General features: G+C 43.2%; 15 protein-coding genes and 1 tRNA gene. 4 read left to right on the top strand and 12 right to left on the bottom strand.

Annotated features, from left to right (window positions below):
* Nucleotides 1–5 precede the first annotated feature (5 nt).
* The 4 genes from H4K34_RS12385 to H4K34_RS12370 are packed head-to-tail and all read right to left on the bottom strand — an operon-like array spanning nucleotide 6 to nucleotide 3,492.
* The gene (locus H4K34_RS12385; RefSeq protein WP_210757705.1) at nucleotides 6–710 is read right to left on the bottom strand and encodes a hypothetical protein; all 705 of its coding nucleotides are present in this window, start codon (nucleotides 708–710) and stop codon (nucleotides 6–8) included.
* Nucleotides 711–723: 13 nt separating this feature from the next.
* Nucleotides 724–1,194 carry a hypothetical protein gene (locus tag H4K34_RS12380; protein ID WP_210757704.1) on the bottom strand — a complete coding sequence of 157 codons (471 nt, stop codon included), beginning with the start codon at nucleotides 1,192–1,194 and terminating at the stop codon, nucleotides 724–726.
* Nucleotides 1,195–1,231: 37 nt separating this feature from the next.
* Nucleotides 1,232–3,010: a hypothetical protein gene (locus H4K34_RS12375; RefSeq protein ID WP_210757703.1), complete on the bottom strand. Its 1,779-nt coding sequence runs from the start codon at nucleotides 3,008–3,010 to the stop codon at nucleotides 1,232–1,234.
* Entirely contained in the window at nucleotides 3,007–3,492 is a 486-nt protein-coding gene (locus H4K34_RS12370; protein ID WP_210757702.1) for a hypothetical protein, read from the bottom strand. The genes H4K34_RS12375 and H4K34_RS12370 overlap by 4 nt, the downstream gene beginning before the upstream one ends.
* A 364-nt stretch (nucleotides 3,493–3,856) precedes the next feature.
* On the opposite strand from H4K34_RS12370, the gene H4K34_RS12365 reads away from it, so the two are divergent.
* Nucleotides 3,857–6,223, top strand: a complete 2,367-nt coding sequence (locus H4K34_RS12365; protein WP_210757701.1) for an NACHT domain-containing protein — start codon at nucleotides 3,857–3,859, stop codon at nucleotides 6,221–6,223.
* A gap of 3 nt (nucleotides 6,224–6,226) precedes the next feature.
* Here the strand turns inward: H4K34_RS12365 and H4K34_RS18190 are convergent, their stop codons facing one another.
* The 3 genes from H4K34_RS18190 to H4K34_RS12350 form a co-directional block, all read right to left on the bottom strand.
* On the bottom strand, nucleotides 6,227–6,448 hold the full coding sequence (locus H4K34_RS18190; RefSeq protein WP_210757700.1) for a DUF4248 domain-containing protein: 222 nt from the start codon (nucleotides 6,446–6,448) through the stop codon (nucleotides 6,227–6,229).
* A gap of 48 nt (nucleotides 6,449–6,496) precedes the next feature.
* Nucleotides 6,497–7,744 (bottom strand): site-specific integrase, encoded by a 1,248-nt coding sequence (locus H4K34_RS12355; protein WP_246452112.1) that lies wholly within the window; start codon nucleotides 7,742–7,744, stop codon nucleotides 6,497–6,499.
* A gap of 269 nt (nucleotides 7,745–8,013) precedes the next feature.
* Nucleotides 8,014–8,098, bottom strand: a tRNA-Ser gene (locus H4K34_RS12350).
* 127 nt (nucleotides 8,099–8,225) lie between these two features.
* Between H4K34_RS12350 and H4K34_RS12345 the strand changes: the two genes are divergently transcribed.
* Genes H4K34_RS12345 through H4K34_RS12335 form a run of 3 tightly spaced genes read left to right on the top strand, consistent with a single transcriptional unit; the run spans nucleotide 8,226 to nucleotide 11,619 of the window.
* A complete protein-coding gene (locus H4K34_RS12345; protein ID WP_210757698.1) occupies nucleotides 8,226–9,743 on the top strand; it encodes a GWxTD domain-containing protein in 1,518 nt (505 codons plus the stop codon).
* 9 nt (nucleotides 9,744–9,752) lie between these two features.
* Nucleotides 9,753–10,610 carry a lysophospholipid acyltransferase family protein gene (locus H4K34_RS12340; RefSeq protein WP_210757697.1) on the top strand — a complete coding sequence of 286 codons (858 nt, stop codon included), beginning with the start codon at nucleotides 9,753–9,755 and terminating at the stop codon, nucleotides 10,608–10,610.
* Nucleotides 10,603–11,619 (top strand): glycosyltransferase family 2 protein, encoded by a 1,017-nt coding sequence (locus H4K34_RS12335; protein WP_210757696.1) that lies wholly within the window; start codon nucleotides 10,603–10,605, stop codon nucleotides 11,617–11,619. Before H4K34_RS12340 ends, H4K34_RS12335 begins: the two co-directional genes overlap by 8 nt.
* A gap of 39 nt (nucleotides 11,620–11,658) precedes the next feature.
* Here H4K34_RS12335 and H4K34_RS12330 read toward each other — a convergent pair whose 3' ends face one another.
* From H4K34_RS12330 to H4K34_RS12310, 5 genes are all read right to left on the bottom strand, one after another.
* A complete protein-coding gene (locus tag H4K34_RS12330; RefSeq protein ID WP_210757695.1) occupies nucleotides 11,659–12,294 on the bottom strand; it encodes a hypothetical protein in 636 nt (211 codons plus the stop codon).
* A gap of 78 nt (nucleotides 12,295–12,372) precedes the next feature.
* Entirely contained in the window at nucleotides 12,373–12,576 is a 204-nt protein-coding gene (locus tag H4K34_RS12325; RefSeq protein ID WP_210757694.1) for a hypothetical protein, read from the bottom strand.
* Nucleotides 12,576–14,366, bottom strand: a complete 1,791-nt coding sequence (locus H4K34_RS12320; RefSeq protein ID WP_210757693.1) for an AMP-dependent synthetase/ligase — start codon at nucleotides 14,364–14,366, stop codon at nucleotides 12,576–12,578. The genes H4K34_RS12325 and H4K34_RS12320 overlap by 1 nt, the downstream gene beginning before the upstream one ends.
* Nucleotides 14,367–14,467: 101 nt before the next feature.
* A complete protein-coding gene (locus H4K34_RS12315) occupies nucleotides 14,468–15,367 on the bottom strand; it encodes a glycosyltransferase family 2 protein (RefSeq protein ID WP_210757692.1) in 900 nt (299 codons plus the stop codon).
* Nucleotides 15,367–16,983 carry an amidohydrolase gene (locus tag H4K34_RS12310; protein WP_210757691.1) on the bottom strand — a complete coding sequence of 539 codons (1,617 nt, stop codon included), beginning with the start codon at nucleotides 16,981–16,983 and terminating at the stop codon, nucleotides 15,367–15,369. Before H4K34_RS12310 ends, H4K34_RS12315 begins: the two co-directional genes overlap by 1 nt.
* Nucleotides 16,984–17,083: the final 100 nt, after the last annotated feature.

Below are 17,083 nucleotides of genomic sequence, written 5' to 3'. Positions count from 1 at the left end.
TAACCTTATGCTTTGACAATGATGGTTCCGCGTAGAATGGCCTTTACGTAGGTTCCGGCTGGTGCATTAGAACCCCACTCAAGGTTGAACTCGATGGTTTGCTGATCCTTGATCAGTTTAGGGTTATCCAATCTGTAATGTCCAACAGGCATGGTTTGACCAGTGGTGTTGAACAGCTCGTTGGATGCGTTCTGAATCAAGTTGGTACCATTGGCGATGAATTCAAATTCCCCATTGCGTAGATAGTCCGGGATCACTCCGAAATTCACATCGTGAACGGTGTCTTCAGCACCGGCTACACCAGATAAGAGGGTAAGACCACTAAGCATGAAGAAATTGCCTTTTTCCAACTTAGCTGATGAGATATTGGACAGACCAACCACCTTGTTGTCGTCATCTTTCAAGAGCTTCTGAACACGTGATCCAGAAACATCTTTAACCACGTAATAAGCGGCATCTACTGCTTGCAAGGTTTTACGAGCCAATCCTTCCTGGATGTCACGCGGCAAGAGGTGCAAACGTTTTTCCAATTCACCTCTGGAACCTTTACTAGGTGCCATATTGCGGCTTCGCGCAAACTGGCGAATCGCCTTGGTAAACTTCTTCTTAGCCTGGGGAGTGGCTCCTTCCAAGGCCATAAGCAATTCCTCGTCACTGATTGCGCCGAGAAGTGTAAACTCACTTTGAGTGATTTCTCCTAATGTCATCATAATGATTCGTTGTTTAAATGATTTCGATTTCGGCGTCCGTATAATCGCTTACAACCTCGCCAGGGCTGTATGATTTTATTGTTTGTTCCTCAGCCTCATAGCTGCTTGCGGATAAGGCAGGAAGATTGGGTTCGTAAGACTCGATGGAGTGCACAACCGGATCCTGATATACGGTCATTGGAGCCGCGATTTCAGGCGTACCATCCAATCCGCTCAACAGGTCTTTTTTCAAGACCACCTTCACGGTAGAAACCACACCTGATGCACCCACACCGGCAGATAGCATTTTGAGATCTTGATTTTTAAGCTTGAGACTTCCAAGTACGCCTGCGCCAAGAAGTGCAGCTGGACGTACAAACTTTTTAGCTTGGAAGCCAGGAAGGGTATCGTCCACCTTCAACACTTTGTCGATGGCTTTTCCTCCCATGGTACCGAGGATCATTCCTCCACTGATCATAGCCAGAGAGCGCAACTCGCCCAACATGGCCTTGTTTGATACTTTCTTTGTTCTCATGAGATGTTTATTTAAGCGTTACTTTTTTGATTGTGCTTTTGCGTTTTGTGGAGGTCCTTTTGGTGGGAGTTTTACGGGTTCCCGATAATCCCCGAGAGGTTTTCTTTTTAGGTTTTAGCAGCATGTAACCACCAATGAGTACTGCACCTGCTCCCAGGGCAGCCACTGCTGGATTGTTCTTGACAAAAGCCATGATTCCGCCACCTGATGCCCCCTGCGTTGCAGGAGGTGCAGTAGATTGTGGAGGGGCAATGGGAGGAACACTGGCTTGCACGATGGGCATTGAGGGAGCATTTGTTGGAATGCTCACATTGCTTGGTACGTTAGAGGTTTGTTGAGCTGATGCAGCCTCGGCCTGAAGATTATTGGTAGAGGTATCCTCCCCAGGTGAGAATAGACCGGAGTCCTTTAGGATCTTAATGGCAGCTACAATAACTGGAGTAGCAGCAGCCACCGCAGCAGTCATGGAAATAGGTTCACCCAATCCGCTCAAATCATAGGCATCCGGATGCAGTTCCCCGTTAAGTCCACCTGCACGTCCTTTTAGAATGGCATCCTTCAATGCGCTTCGTTTTCCTTGAAGCTTATCAGCATAAAGACTTTCAATCTTGGATAGAGCCGTTTTAGCCTTACGCCACTCATTAGCCGAAACACCTTTCGCAGCGGCTTGTGATTGAGTAGCATACGCCCATTTAAGCTTAGAAGCCATCTTCTTCAAATTGAGCTTCATGGCAGCTAAGAATCCAAGTCGAGCAGTTACGCTTAGTGGATTATAGCGGACGATGGCTTTACCCACTTTCTGCGCTACGTTCTTGATGCCTGATCCTACTTTCTTCGCGAAATCACCAATGCGTTTAAAGAAGCCTCTTCGGGCAGCACCTAGCGCATCATCATCCCAATCCCAGTCATCCTCGTAGCCGGAAAATCCATTCTTAAGATTGAGTTTCTCTTCATTTTGTGCGAGTACTTCAAGCGCTTCGTCTCGTTTGTCGGTGTACCAATACTGAATGGCATAATCCAGCATTTTTAAGAATGCCTGGGGATCCTCGATGTGAGCGATGTGATTTGGATTTGCTGCTACTGCATTTCGGGTAGAAACCAAATAGCGATACATCGCATCCAACTGTTGCTCTTCACTCGCATTTCCTAATTCATCAAAGTCAGGAAAACCAAGTAATACATCGCTGAGCTCGTCATCATGGCCGCTCAGCACAGCCACGTCTATACCGGAAAGGTTCATATCAAAATCTTTATGTTCTGAAAAAGGTTTTTCGTAGTTGAAGCGGGAGAGCACAGGGTCGATGATGATGTTTCCGGTTCCGTTGGGAACTACCACATACACATGTTGGAAGTGGTCACCACCGTATTTGGTGATCCGAAAAGAATGAGGGATTTTCAAATTGGTGAGGATCGAGCTGGCGAAAATGGAGAAGCAATCACAATCGATTCCTTCCGTGCGATCTGCCCAGCTCCGAGCAGGTCGTCTTAGTTGTTCCAGGCCACGTTTATCCAGCTTGTACTGTATGTGATGGTAGAGGAAATCCCAGATATTCTGGCTGGTCTGGGTTTTAGATTCTCCTTTTAAATGCTGGGCTATGGCTTTGGTATCATCGATGTATCGCCAAACCACACGTTTCATCAAATCAACGGTGTCTTCAACCTCACCATCTTCAATGATGATTCGATCGGAAACTTCTGGTTTAGGAAAGAAATGATCATACTTCCTTCCGTCACGAATGGTGCGATAACCGCTGGTTATAGATCCTATTTCAAATCGTGCTTTCATACCAGTCGTTCAGGAGTTGATTCGTAAAAGATGTCGTTCACATACACCGAGTAGCGGTATTCCAGAGGAAGGTTGAGGGATTGAATGCTAGTGTTGCCACCGCGCACCAATGCCGGAATTCTGCTTACCAGATTAGAGATGTAGGGGGTTAGAGCGCTCCAAGGCACTTCCACTTGAGCCACACCCAAAGAAGTTTGATTTAAGGGTGCGATGGTAAATTGATCTCGAGTAGGAACACTAGAAGCGACATACTTGCCACCAGTAGTGATTGTAATCACCGGTTTGGTGATTTGGACACTGACATTGGTGGGATTGTCCACGTAGATATCCGTGGCCAAAGTTATTCCGGCAAAGGTGATCTTCGCAATACGCGGATTAAGTGTGCGCACCACCGATTTATCACTCAATCGTTTGGCACTCAGTGCTCGACTCCCCCAATAGAGAAGTCCACCTATAATTCCTATGGCTAGAACGCTTCTCACTTTGTATCTTTCCCTTTGCGGAATCGTTGATAGATGAGATCCATAGCCACTTTTACGCAATAGCCCACACTAGCACTGACCACTGCATAAGCAGCTACGTCAATGACACCTGGAAATGTGATGGTCGTGTTGGAAAATTGCTCCGACAAGGCTCGGGACAGACCTCCGAGCATGCCGGAAGCGGTAGTAGCAAAAGAAAGACTATGGTCGTGCTGCATCTTCAATGATTTCACATGATTGTGAAAGCGAAGATTTCTTCAAATAAAATGGTGAGATGAACTTGTTGTAATAACAATGAATATAGATTACTTTAAACGCCAATTTGTAACTAAATAACAGCCTACTTAACCTGAATTCACAGCCTATGACCAATAAAGAAGAGAAATTAGCATATCTGCATAGCATAAAGAAGGAAACTGAGATCCATACGCTTCTTGAAGAACTACTTCCTGAATTAGGATATTCTGATGTGATTATTACTCATGAAAAGGGAAATGAACCAGAGTATGGTAAGGATCTCGTCTGCTCCAAGATGGACGATATAGAGGGCAAAAAGGATTGGATTGCCTTTGTAGTGAAGAAAGGGAAGGTAAGTGGAAGTGCCGGAGTGGTCAAGGAAATTGACGATCAGGTAGCCGAATGCTTTGAATATCCGTATAAGTCCTTACATCAGACTAAGACAATACCAATTAACAAAGTCAAAGTAGTTACTAACCAGCACTTTTCATCAGGAGCTAAGAACAAAATATTCAATGGTAATGCTGAAAAGAAGGCGAATATTGACTTTTGGGATGATGAAAAACTCGTTTATTTTATTGATAAATATTACCCAAAGTATTGGTTACAGGGCTCCAAACAGTACAAGAAATATGTTGAAAGAATTCAAGAAAGGATTAAAAGTGATTCATTGGTTAAATCTTTGAGTATTGATGATAAAAAATCAGAGAAATTCTTAAACAGCATTATTGAACCTAAGCTGAGTGAGAGGATTACTAACGAAGATGGATCAATAAAGTGGGTTGGAAAAAAATCTAACACAATTATCACCATTCCGGACAATTCGATAATTATTGGTGAGCCTGGTAGTGGTAAATCTACTTTATTTAAATCATTGTCGAATGAGATTATTACTCAAAATTCGCTCAGAAATCACACGGAATTTTACCCTGTTATTCTAACTTTTAAAGAAGTAGCTTCTACTGGTTTTGACCTAGAAAAGGCTTTAGAGTATTTCTTCAGTAAGGACTGGCTTGAAGACTTGTCTATTGATGTCAGTCAAATACTCAAGACTAATAGTTGCGTCATCTTCATAGATGCACTAGATGAATTACCTCAATTAGACCTAAAAGAGAAAGCATTAGACGCAATTGGAGAATTCAAGACAAACTTTCCAGAGATCAGGGTGATTTGTTCATCTCGTCCCTCTGATTATTTATTTCATAATTGTGAAACAGCGGGTTTCCGTTATCTAGAAATAAATGATTTGAATAGGGAACAAGTCGAATCATTCCTTTACAATTATTTTGGTGAAAATGTCATTAAATCAAAGTCACTATTAAAATCTTTAAAGGATTCCGAGATACTTGAAAAATTACCAAAGACCCCTCTCACTATTGCCTTGATAACTATTCTTTTTGATGAAAAAGAGGTTGAGATTCCTGCTACTATCTCAGATCTTTATGAAAATTTTGTCAATCTACTCATTGGAAAGGTTACCGCGCAAGACTCTTTTGATTTAATCGAGTCTGGAGCAAAACATAGAATTCTTTGTCATATCGCCAAGTCATTCCATGTTTCACTAAAGAGGAGTATGCCTCGAGGTGAAGTCGAGAAGCTCATAAGTGATTATGCTTTGGAAAGAGGGCAGTCATTAGAGTCTAGCAAAATGCTAAATGAGCTCCTAGACCAAATTGGCCTATTGTACTTGAATGATAAAGAAGAGATAGAATTCAAGCATCAATCTTTCCAGGAATATTTTACTGCATTTGAAATATTTCACCATAGACAGGCAGATAGAAGCCTTTTTGTGGATAAGTTTAATGACCTCTGGTGGCAAAACGTGGCGATCTTTTTTGCTGGAATGAGTAAGGATGCTCCTCAATTGCTTAATGATATCCTAAGCCATAGTTCTCCTCAAACTCTCTCTGAGACAATTACTAATATTGGTGGTATAGGAAAGTTACTACAAGCTTTATATAACACCCCCATTGAAGCCAGAGAGAAAGGAATTGAAACAGGGCTTCAGAATACCTACAAAGCAGTAAACAAAATAGAAGTTGAACAAGACGAACACTTTGATTTCTGGAAAAACTTCTCGACCTACGGGTTAATGCAAATATTGGGAGGGTGGTTCATGCACAATTATTGGTCTGTTACCTTGCAAAAGCCATTGGAAAATTGGTTTGATAGCAATATTCAAAGGTTAGAAGCTAATAAAGACGATGAGAACTTAGAGTACATGCTTTATCTTACTTCCGGTATTTTAGCCTCAGATGATTTTCAAAGTTTCGAAAGATTAGAAAAATTGGTTTCTACGTCGAGTTTAAAGAACCTTAACCTATTAGCAACCTACGACACTCATCTGAAAAGAATCTTGAAGCACTTACCTAAAGAGTTCAAAAGGAATGAGGATCTAAAATCAATACAACGAAAGCTAAAGAAGAAGATTAGAGCAATTCCTTCATTTGCCGAGATTGTAAATGAACCAATTAAGGCTAAATTGAAAGAGTAATAACTATGGCTCCCCGATTACTGAGACAATTTCTCGTACCATTTCGGGAGTAAGAATCTTACAACCTTTGAAGAAACCCAATTCTAGCAACTTAGAGTATAGAGCCGTATTTCTTTCCAACCAGGCCCTCAGCCTCAATGAAGCGCTCCTTGGTTGAATGTTTGGCAAATACAAGGTTGCCAACTCCTGGAACCCATAGGATCTAATCTTAAAAGTATCTTCCATAAGTAAGTAATGGCCGGTAAGCCCTTGAGCTCACCGGCCTCTTTTTTATTATGCCCAATTCATATTTATTTTCCTTTCTAAGCGACTCGAAAGCATCTTCATGTCTTCGGATACCTTCTGGTCAATAATTCTCGCGTAGTGTTGCGTAGAGGTGATATTCTTGTGGCCAAGCATCTTACTCACACTTTCAATAGGAACACCATTTAACATGGTTACAGTGGTCGCAAAAGTGTGTCGAGCAATGTGGTAACTCAGCTTCTTCGTGATACCGGCCAAATCGGCCACCTCTTTCAGGTATGCATTCAACTTTTGGTTGCTCATCACCGGAAGCACCTTGTCAGTTGGAAAGAGCTCCTCAAAATGTGGATTGTACTTCATGATAATCTTCCAGGGCACTTCGAGCAGAGGAATATTGGCCTTTCCTCCAGTCTTACGTCTTCTGGTTTTGATCCAGTAGCCATCTTCGGTGAATTCGATTTCTTCTCGAGTGAGCTTCTTTACATCGGCATAAGAGAGGCCAGTGAAACAAGCAAACAAGAAGAAGTCTCTCACACGATCTAAACGATCCATTTTGATTTCAAGTCCCATCAGTCGGTTGAGCTCTTCTTCATTCAAGTAGGGACGTGCTACCTCTTTTAATGAGAGACTCTTATTCATGAAGGGGTTCTTCACCAGCCAGCCGTTACTGATACAAATAGTAGTAATCCTCTTGAGGTTTTGAAGAAACTTGATGCTAGTGTTGTAGTTACACCCTTTCTCTGTTTTAAGGAAATGTTCAAAAGCCTCGATCATCTCGTGATCCACACGTTTGACACTAACATCGTGAACCCGATACTTCTTTTTGAGGAACTCCTGGAAGTGATTTCTAGCCGTGCGATACTTCTGCATGGTTGGATAGGTGCATTCCTTGCCAACCAGTGATTTGAGCTTCTCTACGTGATCATCCCAAACGGTGATAATGGTCTTAGGACGGGCTGAATTAGTACCCAGAATAGCATCTTTAAGCATCGGTGCAGTTACCTCCGCATAACTTACAAGCAATTCATTGTATAACTTGTTAGCCCTCAATCTAATAGCGTCAAGGTACTTATTGAAGGTTTGTGCCTCCTGGGAACGTCCCTTCATGCAACTTTTCTCTGCTGACCACTGTTCCGGAAGGACATGGCGCTTGATGGGAAAACTGGCTTTTCCCCCATTAATGTTGATCTTCAGATAGATTGGACACTCACCATTTTTCTTTGGACGAGTGCGGCTGATGTAAAACACCAGCGAGTAATTTGACCTTTCGTTTAACATACGACTTAATGTTCATTAAGCCCTCCATTTCATTTTCAAAAGTGCCAAACTTCGACCTAAAAAACCAATCGTAACTATTTGATTTTCGTATCATTATGTATCGTTTTGTCACATTGCTGGCTTGCTTTTTTGGGTTTTGAAAAAAAGCAAGCCGCTAAGCAACCCAAAAGGGGTACAAAACGGTGTTTTTTGATACAGGTTGAAAGCAAAAAAAAATGCCCAAAACCTTGGTTTTGAGCATTTTGATACAATTTGTTACTGTATCTATGCGGAGAGAGAGGGATTCGAACCCCCGGAGGTGTGACCCTCAACGGTTTTCAAGACCGCCGCATTCGACCACTCTGCCATCTCTCCTTAGAAACTGGATTGACCAGGTTTCTGAAATTTGGGCTGCAAATGTAAAATTTTTTTAGCCCGAGCAAACAACCATTTGCTTCTTTTTACGTCTATCTTCGTAGATCATTGGTCAAAACTCAATTTTATGCGGCGTTTTCTACTTCTCATCCTCCTGTCTTCCTCCCTTTTACAGGCCAAAACCACCAATCTTTACATCTCCCTCAATGAATTCATGACCGGAGAACGTGAAAACTACATCGAAATAAATTTTGGTATTGGTAGTGAAAGCCTCGATTATCTAAAACAAGCAAATGGAAGCTTTTTAGGTGGACTGGAAGTAACTATCGCTGTTTACAAAGGAGATTCAGTAGTGAGTGCCGATCGTTTCCGCATCCTAAGCCCCGCCTATAAGGACACCGCTAATCTGCAAGAACTACTCTATCATCAAAAGCGTTTCTTCCTCAACAAAGGAAAATATCGCCTCAAAATGGATATTCAGGATATAAACGATGCCGAAGAAGATTATCATATCGACCGTCCATTACAACTCACCATTACTAAAAACTTCCCTGATCATTCTCAGGTAGTTTATTTGGAGGACTTTAAGCCTGCCACTGAAAACTTAAAAGCCGCCTACACTCGCTCCGGTTATGCCATGTACCCTATTATCAGCACCGGCACCCCTTTTATTCCGCAAGGTCTTAATCGATTAGCCTTTTACAATGAGCTCTATAATCTGGATGAAAAATTAGGGGCCGATGAAAGTTTCCTAATTCGCTACTACCTCCAAAATGAAGCAGATGGACGAGTGCTTTCGCAATTCGGAGGTTTTCAACGCGCAAAGGCCAGTGTTGTAAATCCTATTCTGGGTCAAATTGATATTAGCAAACTCCCTAGTGGAAATTACTTATTGGTAATTGAGGCCATCGACTCCAAGGGAGAGAAAATCATCAAGCAGGACAACTTCTTCTACCGTCGTGGCGATGAAAGAGAAATCATTGCTGGTTCCTTCGAAGATCGTGCAGTTAGCGGATCTTGGGTAGATCAATTAGGCAATTTGGATTCGATTGTGAAATTTATGGATTACCTCTACCCTATTTCCAGCGAACGCGAACAAAGAATTCAGGAAAACCTACTCGCTTCCGCAGATGAAGAATTGATGAAAAAATACTTCTTCGCTTTTTGGGAAAATCGCAAACCATTAGCCCCAAAAGAAGCTTGGGAAGATTACCATAAGGAAATCCTGGTGGCTAATAAATTATTCACCTCCGGACTCAGCAAAGGCTATAAAACGGATCGCGGTCGGGTTTGGTTGATGTACGGTAAACCCAGTCAAGTAGAGAGACGAGACATGGAGCCTAATATGCCTCCCTATATTATCTGGCAATACGACAATGTTACCACAGCTTATGCGGTGCCTCAAAACAATAAGATTTTCATTTTTGGAGAGTTTGAGCCATCTACCCAAATCTTCAAATTGATCCATTCCACCGCTATTGGCGAAATCAATAGTCCTGACTGGAAACAGGAGCTTTACTTCCGCGCTTATGGCGGTCCAGGCACCATCGATCCGGGTAATGATCCCAATGAAAGAGAGTTCGGAAGTCGTGCTAACCAAAACATCATCCTCGGAACTACCGGCGCCGATCAGAGAAACCGCTAAATTTGCGGCATGATTGGATATTATCTGGCGCTGGCTTTTGGGCGCTTGCTTTCCTATATGCCCTTTTTCCTTTTGTATCGCCTAAGCGATTTCCTCGCCTGGCTGATGTCAAAAGTTTTAAAATACCGTCAGGAAGTTATTGATGGCAACTTAAAGCGTTCCTTTCCTGAGAAAGATGAGGCCGAAATTAAAGGTATTCGCCGCCGCTTTTACCGCAATTTCAGTGACATCTTGGTAGAGTCATTTAAAAGCCTGAGCGTTTCTGAGAAAACCATGCGCAAGCGATTTGTACTTCGCAATCCAGAGGTTTTCCAAAATATCTACGATCAAAATCGCGGATTGATAATGGTAATGGGGCATCATACCAATTTCGAATGGACTGCCATGAGCATTCCCTTGGTAGTACCCCAAAATTGCTTCGCGGTTTACCATCCTTTGAAAAACCCTCGCTTCAATAAACTGATCGTTAAGATCCGGGAGCAATTCGGTTTAAAGCTCTTCAAAATGGAGGATACTTATCCCTTCATGTTAAACAATTCCGACCCTCGCCCCCTCTATGTTTTTATGGCCGATCAAAGTCCACATCGAGGAAAAATAAAATACCGAACCCAATTTTTACATCAAGATACTCCTGTGCACTTAGGCGTTGAGAACCTTAGTCGCAAATGTGACTTAGCGGTGGTCTTTATCGATATCCATCGCGTGAAGCGTGGTTACTATGAAATTGAGGGGCATTTGCTTTTTGAGAATACCCAAGATCGAGAGCCTCATGTGGTAACTGACACCCATGTAAAAGCCCTGGAAAAACTCATTCAATCCGATCCTCCTAATTGGCTATGGAGCCATAAACGCTGGAAATATGCCTGATACAATCGCCGTAGCAGTTCTCAACTGGAATGGCCAATCTTTACTAGAGCGCTACCTACCCAAATTGGTGGCTGACTCGAAAGGCCTCGGAAAAGTGTATCTGATAGATAATGCCAGCTCAGATAATAGTATTAGCTGGACCCAGGAAAAGCTTCCCGAAGTAGAGATCTTGAAACTCGACGACAATTATGGCTATGCTGGTGGTTATAATAAAGCCATTGCGCAGTTAGAAGAAGATTTAGTGGTATTAATCAATTCGGATATTGAATCCACTCCCAATTGGCTGGAGCCTATCGCAGCACGATTTGCAACAGAACCTAAATTGGGCGCCTTGCAACCCAAGATTCTCGACCTAAAGGATCGCTCCAAATTTGAATACGCCGGAGCCAGCGGTGGTTATATGGATAGCCTGGGTTATGCCTTTTGCAGAGGTCGCCTCTTCGATGATTTGGAAAGTGATGAAGGGCAATACAACGACTATCAGGAATGTTTTTGGGCCACCGGAGCCTGTCTCGCGGTGCGCAAAACTGCCTTCAATGAGGTGCGCGGTTTATACGCTACCCTCTTTGCACATATGGAGGAAATTGACCTCTGTTGGAAAATGCAAATCCAAGGCTGGAAGGTTGCGGTGGAACCCGCCAGTGTGGTCTATCACTTAGGAGGAGCAACTTTGGAAGCGGCCTCACCGAAGAAAACCTATCTCAATTTTCGCAATAACCTGATCATCCTCTTCCTTAACCTTCCGCATTGGGAATCCATGCGAATTATCTTCAGTCGCTTGCTCCTGGATGGATTAGCAGGATTGCGCCTTTTAAGTCAAGGCAAACTATCTCATGTTTGGGCAATTGTTAGGGCTCATTTCGCTTTTTATGGAATGTTCACCGAACTTTATCGAGAGCGCATCAAGCGAAAGCAAGAGCCCTTTAAAAACATGAAAGGCCTTTATCCAAAGAGTATCATTTGGGCCTATTTCGCCCAGAAAAAGCGGAAATTTTCAGACTTATCCTAATATTAGCGAAGCGCAAAAAAGGATTCAACCTACTGAACCTTATTTAGCTAAAAGCTCGGAATAGCTAAGGAATTCACAAGCATGATCCGAATCTGGGCCATGGACGCAGTTTCTAGTAAATCGCATCTTGCGCCCATAGTCTGGTCGAGTATTCTCCAGCTTAATCTCAAGTTCCTTGTTTAATGGGCGATACACAAAATGCAACCTGAAGCCCGGATAAGTTTGCTCGAAAAGCACCAATAAACTCGTCAAATCCCCTTTGGCAAAACCGTTCCAACCTGGAGAAGGCTCCTTGCTAAAATATGTCCAGTTTATATAGTCTGGCTCTACTTGCAGATCCCGCACTATTTCATCTAAATAGTAGCGAGCGGAATCCAGACTGATACCAACTATATTAATTCGTCGAATCCGAAGATTACGCTTTCCAAAAGTGCCAATCTCCACTTTCTTTCTCCCCTTGCTAAAACAAAAAACGGCATTTCGAGGTCGATCACAATCAACAAGGTTCCATGCAGGAAGCTCCACAGAATCGCTCATCAATTGATTGAAAGAAAAGCCTGCAATGGATAAGGGCAGGAATATTCGCGCTTGCTGATTGGGCACTGCTAGATTTCGGCCCTTAGTTCCCAATGATTCAGCTTTGGCTTGCATGGCCTGCATTTCAGACTCATCCAAACTTTGTTCTTCAACTAAAACGAAATCACCATCTCGCAGATAATGAAAGGCTTTGATGGCTCCACTGGCCGAATCTTTCTAGGCTATTTGCATTTCATCCCAAGTATCCGAAACGGCTACATTTTCGACCAGCCAACCAGAATTAGGAATGCCATTCTTAAATAACTGCCCCAGGTAATGATGCTCCGCCTCTTGAATGCTCAATTTTTCACCTACCTGAGAACAGGCTTCCAAGCCTACAAAAACCAAAGCCATTAAAAGGACAACTCGAATAGAATGCACTATTTACCAGGTTTATGTCCGTAGATACGCTCGTAATGATCTTGATGCAGGGACTGCACGATACGACGTTTTAATTTCATGGTTGGCGTTAATTCACCCGAATCTACTGTCCAGGCATGATCGCTCAACTCTATTTTCTTCACCTGCTCCCATTTCCCGAAGTGGCGATTAATCGCTTCTACATCCTGGAAAATCCGGGCTTTAATCTTCTCGTTCTGGATTACTTCTTTATCGGAACCATAGTCCAATCCCTTGCGTTTGCAATAGGACTTTAAGAATTCAAAATCAGGCTGAACGATGGCAGCAGGATGCTTCTCACCCTCACCAATCACCATGATTTGCTCAATAAAGTGGCTTTCCTTAAAACGAGTCTCCATTAACTGAGGAGCAATATATTTCCCACCACTGGTCTTGAAAATCTCTTTCTTACGATCGGTAATTTTCAAGAAGTCACCATCTACAAATTCGCCGATGTCGCCGGTATGGAACCAGCCATCTTCACTTAACACCTCGGCGGTAGCTTCCGGCTTATTGTAATAGCCCAACATAACATTAGGACCTTTACATAGAATTTCACCATCCTCGGCAATCTTCACTTCTACATTGCGAATTAGGCGACCTACCGTACCAATGCGCTTTTGATCTACATCCGGACCATTCACCGAAATTACTGGTGATGTCTCCGTTAAACCGTAGCCTTCCTGGATATTCACCCCGGCCGCTGAGAATATGCGAATCAAACGTGGGTTTAAAGCGGCTGAACCACTGGCAATAGCCTTCACTCTACCACCCAGGGCTTCCATCCATTTGCTGAAAATCAGCTTCCGAACAATAGCCAACTTCATTTTATACAGGCCCCCTTTTCCGGTGAGCTCATATTCTTCGCCCAGTTCAATGGCCCAAAAGAAGAGCTTCTTCTTAATCCCGGTCAGTTCAGAGCCTTTGGCTACAATACGGTCGTAAATCTTTTCTAATAAGCGAGGTACGGCAGTGAAAATAGTGGGTTTTAATTCGCGGATATTATCCCCAATACTATCCATGCTTTCTGCATAGTAAATAGGCACACAGGCATAGCAGTAGAGGTAAATCAGCATACGCTCGTACACGTGGCAGAGCGGCAAGAAACTTAATGCCAATTCATTATCGCCCTTAGTGGGAATGCGCGGAAAGGAATCCAAGCTATTCGAGGCAATATTCTGGTGGGAGAGCATCACCCCTTTAGGTCGTCCTGTAGTTCCAGAAGTATAAATTAGGGTCGCCAAATCTTCCGTTTTCACAGCCTTCATACGCTGCTCCAAAACCTCTTGATGGGTATTACTTTCCCCCATGGCCATAAAATCCATCCAATTAGGCGCATTCGGCACCTGATCAAAGGTGTAGATTTCAGCCAGACCTGCTACCTTATCTTTAATGTGAATGATCTTTTCATAGAGCGCTAAATCTGAAACGAAAACCAGCTTTACGCCTGCATCATTAAAGATATACTCATAATCATCTTCCGAAATAGTGGGATAAACCGGCACATCTACGCAGCCGGCTTGCAGGGTACCGATATCGAGAATATTCCATTCCCAACGGTTATTCGTAGATGCGACTGCTACTTTATCACCCGGTTGCAGACCAGCTTCAATCAGCGCTCGGCCAAATTGATCACTCATATCAACATATTCCTGGGTGGATATCTTTTTCCACTTCCCATCTACCTTTGTGGCTAGTGAATCCGCTAAAGGCTTATTATTCAATTGAAAGCGTGGGAAATCAAATAATCGAGTCGGCGTATCTCCTTTCATATATTCCTGCAAAATCTTGTGGATGCTAAATATAGCGGAAAAAGCTATAAATGTTAAGCAGACACCAATGATATCGAGCTATTCTATCTGAGAATTCAGGCCTATTGATCCTGGAATTTTTGATGGAAGTTTTTCAAGTCCTGTAAAGCCTTTTCGGGAAAGGGATCATATACTGCATTGGACCGTCGATAATGCCAATCCTCTAAAATAGCCGGGCGCTCCTTTCCATCAAAAAAAGCTCTGCGCCCGCGTTTTACCCGTTTAAAAAATGCTTCGGTACGGTACCAATAATGTTTAATGTGGCCGGGCTCAATTAAAACCCGTTTTTGTCCCGGACGAAATCTCTCTCCATCACTCCAATACAAAGGAGCCCAAGGCGAATAATTGGGATAATGTGGATTCTTATTGAAAAAGTGTGCGCCGTATCCTGAGCGAATTACAGTCTTAACTTGCTGGTTCTCTTCATGCCCATCCGGGAAACGACGATTCAGTTTTTCCAACATCCATTCGCCTTCTGCCAAATCCTCTTGATGCGCCGTGCCATATATCAGCCAATTGAAAACCAATCCCGAAGCATTGCCAGGAACATTCTTCAAGACCGAGGCATAACCCTCTTCGCAGTACCAAAACTCATCACTGTCTAAAAAAGCAATCCATTCGTATTTTTTGGCGGCTTTCGCCGAAATGCGCTTTTTATGGTATTCCTCGCGGGTATAAAAATCAGGATGATTTATACTGTTTTCGACTTCCACTAATCCCGCTTCCAGATAGGGCTTTAGCACCTCTTGCCAATGATCACTGCTCTTATCATTGGTCAAATAAATATGCTTGATCCCTTGCGAAAGATGATACTCGATCCACTCTGCTAAAAAGGGAGCCTCATCCTTAAACATAGCATGCAGGGCTATTTGCCCATTACGCTGCTTAGGCTTAAGCCAATAATCCAAAGTACAGAGGATCTTAACAGCCCCATTCCGAATGCGATAGGACCAATTTGCCATTAGAGACTGTAGAGAAATTCACCATTAATAGCAGTTGCCTTTACTTCCAGATTGGAAAACTCATCGGCCTTTAGCTTTTTCAAATCGCGATCCATCACAATGAAATCAGCATAATAACCGCGCTCCAATAATCCTTTCACTTCTTCTTCAAAACTGGCATAAGCTCCAGACCAAGTCATGCCTTTTAAGGCTTCATCAAAGCTTAGGGCTTCTTCGGCTCTAAAGCCCCCTTGTGGATAGGCATTGGCATCTACGCGAAAACGGGCTGCTCTAAAAGTATTGAGGGGATTAATATCCTCTACCGGAAAATCGGTTCCCAAGGGTAAAACCAATCCCTGATCTAAAAAGCTTTGTGCACGATAAGCATACTGAATGGCTTCAGGCCCCAGCCTTTCCTCCGCCCAATACATATCTGAGGTGGCATGGGTAGGCTGTATTGAAGGAATTACGCCCAAGGCCTTCATATCTTCCAGATCCTTAGGATGCACAACTTGCGCATGTTCGATCCGCCAACGGTGATTGCGATTATGTAAATACCCCACGCCAAAGATTTGCGTGGCTAAGCGGTTGGCCGAATCGCCAATGGCATGAATGGCCATTTGCCACTTCTGATGACTCAAGGAATCGGCCATCTCTAAAAAGTAATTGGTGGGCTTTAATTGCAGACCATAATTACCGGGATCATCTGCATAAGAATTCAACAATAAAGCTCCACGAGAACCCAAAGCGCCATCCAAATAAAACTTCACCGTTTTTAACCTAAAACGCGGCTCTTCAATAGGCCCTCTGGCAAAATAATAGGCCAAAGAAGCTGAATCATCTGAGACCATTACATTGAGGCGCAGCTTTAATTCACCACTCTCACTTAGGTCCTGTAAAATTTGAATATCCTTCTTTTTAAGACCCGCATCGGTGATGGAAGTTAAGCCAGCATGTACGCAAAACTCCTGGGCTTTTAAGATCAATTCTTTATCTCGCTCCGGATCGTTTGCAGGTTCTTCAATAAGGTCTACTGCATTATCGATTAAGATGCCCTTTACTATATCAATAGTCCCTCCTGCCACGGTCGTTGATGCATTAATCCCGGCATAGTCCAAAGCTGCTTGATTGGCAATAGCCGCATGTCCGTCGATTCGCTTCAATAGAACCGGGGTATGGGGATAAAGTGAGTCCAAAGCTTTTCGATCGGGGAATTCCTTACTCTCCCAATCATTCTGATCCCAACCTCGACCTAAGAGAAAATCATTGGGATTCTTTTCAGCAAAATTCTGCAAACGCTCCAAGCATTCTTGCCAGGATTGGGTAGCTACTAAATTCACCCTCCCTAAACTGCGAGCATAGCCGAGAAAATGCGCATGGGCATCATTAAAACCCGGGTAGATATACATGCCCTCAAAAACCTTGACTGCTTGTGGCTTATAAGCCGACTCTAATTCTTTCTGGCTGCCCGTAGCCCAAACCTTACCATCTTTAATCACCATGGCCTGGGCGGTCTCACCTGCTTTCAGGTAAATCTGCTTAGCCACTACCAATAGATCTACCGGCACCTTTTTAGCTTCTGTTTGACAAGAAACCGAAGTCAGCAAAATCAGGAGAGCGAAAAAAATACGGGCCATAAGCTGAATTTTGGTAAAGATAATTATTGCCGCGAGGGGAAAGTAGGCGCATAAAAAAACCGCTTCGGCATAAGCCAAAACGGTTTTTCAAAATATGATA

The sequence above is a fragment of the Croceimicrobium hydrocarbonivorans genome, assembly GCF_014524565.1.
Classification (GTDB): domain Bacteria; phylum Bacteroidota; class Bacteroidia; order Flavobacteriales; family Schleiferiaceae; genus Croceimicrobium; species Croceimicrobium hydrocarbonivorans.
Note: the sequence above shows the minus strand (reverse complement) of the source record. Positions and strands in the feature narration are given on the sequence as shown.

Excerpts from the sequence above, each read along its gene's own strand:
- H4K34_RS12380 (WP_210757704.1), bottom strand. The coding sequence starts at position 1,194 with ATGTTGGGCGAGTTGCGCTCTCTGGCTATGATCAGTGGAGGAATGATC.
- H4K34_RS12365 (WP_210757701.1), top strand. The coding sequence starts at position 3,857 with ATGACCAATAAAGAAGAGAAATTAGCATATCTGCATAGCATAAAGAAG.
- H4K34_RS12375 (WP_210757703.1), bottom strand. The coding sequence starts at position 3,010 with ATGAAAGCACGATTTGAAATAGGATCTATAACCAGCGGTTATCGCACC.
- H4K34_RS12345 (WP_210757698.1), top strand. The coding sequence starts at position 8,226 with ATGCGGCGTTTTCTACTTCTCATCCTCCTGTCTTCCTCCCTTTTACAG.
- H4K34_RS12355 (WP_246452112.1), bottom strand. The coding sequence starts at position 7,744 with ATGTTAAACGAAAGGTCAAATTACTCGCTGGTGTTTTACATCAGCCGC.
- H4K34_RS12320 (WP_210757693.1), bottom strand. The coding sequence starts at position 14,366 with ATGAAAGGAGATACGCCGACTCGATTATTTGATTTCCCACGCTTTCAA.
- H4K34_RS12385 (WP_210757705.1), bottom strand. The coding sequence starts at position 710 with ATGATGACATTAGGAGAAATCACTCAAAGTGAGTTTACACTTCTCGGC.
- H4K34_RS12315 (WP_210757692.1), bottom strand. The coding sequence starts at position 15,367 with ATGGCAAATTGGTCCTATCGCATTCGGAATGGGGCTGTTAAGATCCTC.
- H4K34_RS12340 (WP_210757697.1), top strand. The coding sequence starts at position 9,753 with ATGATTGGATATTATCTGGCGCTGGCTTTTGGGCGCTTGCTTTCCTAT.
- H4K34_RS12335 (WP_210757696.1), top strand. The coding sequence starts at position 10,603 with ATGCCTGATACAATCGCCGTAGCAGTTCTCAACTGGAATGGCCAATCT.
- H4K34_RS12310 (WP_210757691.1), bottom strand. The coding sequence starts at position 16,983 with ATGGCCCGTATTTTTTTCGCTCTCCTGATTTTGCTGACTTCGGTTTCT.
- H4K34_RS18190 (WP_210757700.1), bottom strand. The coding sequence starts at position 6,448 with ATGGAAGATACTTTTAAGATTAGATCCTATGGGTTCCAGGAGTTGGCA.